At 65.6% G+C, this 2971-nt stretch carries 2 protein-coding genes and 2 pseudogenes; 1 reads left to right on the plus strand and 3 read right to left on the minus strand.

Annotated elements, in window-relative coordinates; all coding sequences use genetic code 11:
* Positions 1 to 825: pseudogene (locus tag EOA28_RS31060) on the plus strand (lipopolysaccharide biosynthesis protein); the annotation flags it as partial.
* 128 nt (positions 826 to 953) lie between these two features.
* Here the strand turns inward: EOA28_RS31060 and EOA28_RS31065 are convergent.
* The 3 genes and pseudogenes from EOA28_RS31065 to EOA28_RS31075 all read right to left on the minus strand — a co-directional run.
* On the minus strand, positions 954 to 1874 hold the full coding sequence (locus tag EOA28_RS31065) for a DUF6492 family protein (protein WP_127386173.1): 921 nt from the start codon (positions 1872 to 1874) through the stop codon (positions 954 to 956).
* Positions 1871 to 2665 carry a WecB/TagA/CpsF family glycosyltransferase gene (locus tag EOA28_RS31070; RefSeq protein WP_127386172.1) on the minus strand — a complete coding sequence of 265 codons (795 nt, stop codon included), beginning with the start codon at positions 2663 to 2665 and terminating at the stop codon, positions 1871 to 1873. Before EOA28_RS31070 ends, EOA28_RS31065 begins: the two co-directional genes overlap by 4 nt.
* Positions 2662 to 2971 (minus strand): annotated as a pseudogene (locus tag EOA28_RS31075) (glycosyl transferase); the annotation flags it as partial. The pseudogene EOA28_RS31075 and the gene EOA28_RS31070, both read right to left, overlap by 4 nt.

The raw sequence follows: 2971 nt of genomic DNA on the forward strand, positions 1-2971 counted from the left end.
GGGCTCGGCAAGTTCGGGCGGGCGGCGGTGCTCGCCATTCTGGCGACAGCGCTTCGGGCAGTCGGCGCCATCCTGTTCATGCTAGCCGCGCAGCATACGATCGGCGTCTGGTCGCTGTTCTACATCGGCGCCAATGCCGCTTCGCTGATCGTCGCCTTCGCCTTCTTCTATCCGCGCCAGCGGCTGAGGCTGCGCGCCGAGCTGTATTTCCGGCGGCTCGCCGATTCCATCTATGTCGCCGGATCCGAAGTGCTGTTCTACCTGCAGATGGAGTTCGACAAGCTGCTGGTGCTGTCGATCGGCGGGCCGCATCTGGCCGGCATCTACGCCATCATCATGCGGCTGGTCGATCTCACCGCGATCCCGATCCGCACTTTCTCGATGATGCTAGTGCAGCGCATGATGCGGGCGCCGGAGCTGCTGTCGCGGCTGGCGGTGAAGAGCGGCATCGAGGGCGGCGTGTTCCTGGTCTCGACGCTGGCGCTGGCGTCGCTCGGCATCGTGCTGCACTTCTTCCCCAACGCGCTCGGCAGGAATGTCGCCGAGGCAGCGCCGCTGGTGGCGCTCGCCGTCTGCGTGCCGGGACTGCGCAACCTCGTCGAATACCAGGCCGAGCTTCTGTTCGCGCGTGGCCAGACGGCGGTCAGGGCAATCAATCTTGGCCTGCTCGCCGGATTGAAGGCGGTTCTGCTCACCTATGTGCTGACGACCATCCCCGACACGGCCAATCTGGTCCTGTCGCTCAACATAGTCTTCCTGCTGCTTTATCTTGCCTCGACATTGTTGACCTATTCGGCGATGCGCCGGCCGGCCAAGGCGATCTGATTCAGGTGAGGCCGGCCTGCAAATGGCGGCTTCCTGCGCTTCCGGTGCTCACGTACGAAAAGTACGCTCCGCTCCGGGTCTCGGAAACCACCATTTTCGACTCGGCCTGACCTGAATCTCAGCGCGGTTTAAGCCCCGATCAGGCGGCGGATGCGGGCGATATCGGTGCCGATGAAGGACTGCATGCCGATCGCCACCTGTTCCGGCGCCATGGTGTCGACGAAACGGCGGAACTGGTCATCCGAGAGCGGCGCGCCGTTCCAGTGGACGCGGCAGAACTCCTCCGAGCCGTGGAAATGGCCGGCGCCGTCGAGCACGTCGTCGACATAGCGGCCATAGATCATGCATTCGGAGTATTTTCGCGCCGAGCCGACGACGCCGACCCAGTCGCGGCCGTGCACTTTCTCGATGCGCTCGCACATGGCGTTGACCGTCTCGCGGCGCCAGGCGATCAGCGTCGAGATGTAGTCGTGGCACGACGCAACAACAGGATCGATGCCGAGTGCTGTACCGGCATTGCGCGACCAGATGCGATGCTCGCCATGGCCTTCATTGGCAAGCACGCCGTCGCGGCGGAACAGCCGCACCTTGCCGTCCCGCCAGAAGGCGTTCGCGTCGAACGGTTTCAGGAAGGCGACGTCGGAATCGCAGAAGACCAGCACGTCTTCCTTGGCATGGCCGGCAATGGCAATGCGGCGCAGCTGCTGCACATGCCAGCCGCGCAGCGGCTGCGTCCTGAAGCTCAGCCAGATGCGCCGGCGGAAACCGCTCAGCGGATCATCGAACGCGCGCAGCCAGCGCGGCAATAGGTCCCGCTCGTCGACAACGCTGCGGCGGCCGGATTCCAGCTGGCGAAACAGCGCGACGTCGCGATGTTCGGTCAGGATGTAATGATGCGCCATGCCGGCGACGTGGCGGTCGATGGTTTCACACAAAAGCCGGCAGCGTTCGAAATCGGGTGCGTAGCTCGCGGTGACGATCGCTGCCGAGGGCGCGCGCGGCAGCGGTTCGATTGCGGTGGACGTATCCGGCACGAAGCGGCTGTTCACCGGCCTGCCCCCAGCGGTCGCGGCCCGAGCGACAGCTTCTGCTTGACGACGCGCCACAGGAAGACCGGATTGCCGACGATATAACGGCGCCACAGGCGGCCGGGTTCGATCCACAGGCGGAACAGCCATTCGAGCCGCAGCCGGCGCAGCCACAGCGGCGCGCGCGGCACCGAACCGCTCATGAAATCGAGCAGCGCGCCGACGGCCACCGGCAGCGTGCAATGGCGGCTGTCGATGTGGCGTTCGATCCACAATTCCTGGCGCGGCACGCCCATGGCGACGAGCAGCACATCCGGCCGCAGGCGGGCCATGCGCTCGAGAATCGCCGGCTCCTCGGCGGCTGAGAAGAAGCCGTCATGGATGACGACGAATTTGTGCTGCATGGCGAGCGTCGACAGCTTCGCGGACGCGGCCTCGGCATTGGCGCGCGTCGTGCCGAGCAGCGCCACCGTCAGCGGATGCGATGCGGCCTGCAGGAAGGCCGGAATGAAATCGGTGCCGTTGAGGTTGCTGGGGAAAGGCGCGCCGTAAAGCAGCTTTGCCGCCATGTCGACGCCGACGCCGTCGGGGAGGATGAGGAAGTTTTCCAGCGCCTCGGCAAAGACCGGATCGGTGCAGGCAAGATTGGCATTATGGGCGTTGAGGAAGCTTACCTTGGTGAAGCGGCGCTCGTCGATCAGCCTGGTGAGCAAGGCGATGGCCTCGTCCCAGCGTATGGCAAGCACCGGAATGCCCAGGATGGTCTTGAGCGTATCGAAGCCGAAGGCGGCGCGCGCGGTGTGCATGTTCATGCGGCGACCTCCTGCCTGACGGCGCCGAGCTTCTCCAGGCCAAGCCCGATCGCGGCGTCGAGCGCCTTGAGCTGGCGGCGGTGGAAGGCGCTGCCATCGACGTCGCGGATATTGGCCGCGGCCGCCTGGAGAGCGGCGGCGAAAGCGATCGGATCGTCGGTCACCACACAGTTGTCCGGACGATAGCCGATGCCGCGCAGCGAGCGGCTGGTGGCGACCGACGGCAGGCCGAGCTCGAAGGTCTCGATGGTCTTCAGCTGCACGCCGCTGCCGGCGGTGCTGATCAGGGGAATAACGGCGGCGCCG

Source organism: Mesorhizobium sp. M2A.F.Ca.ET.067.02.1.1, assembly GCF_004023285.1.
Lineage (GTDB): Bacteria > Pseudomonadota > Alphaproteobacteria > Rhizobiales > Rhizobiaceae > Mesorhizobium.

Bases quoted from the DNA above. Each gene is read 5' to 3' on its own strand.
- EOA28_RS31070 (WP_127386172.1), bottom strand. From the start codon at position 2,665: ATGAACATGCACACCGCGCGCGCCGCCTTCGGCTTCGATACGCTCAAG.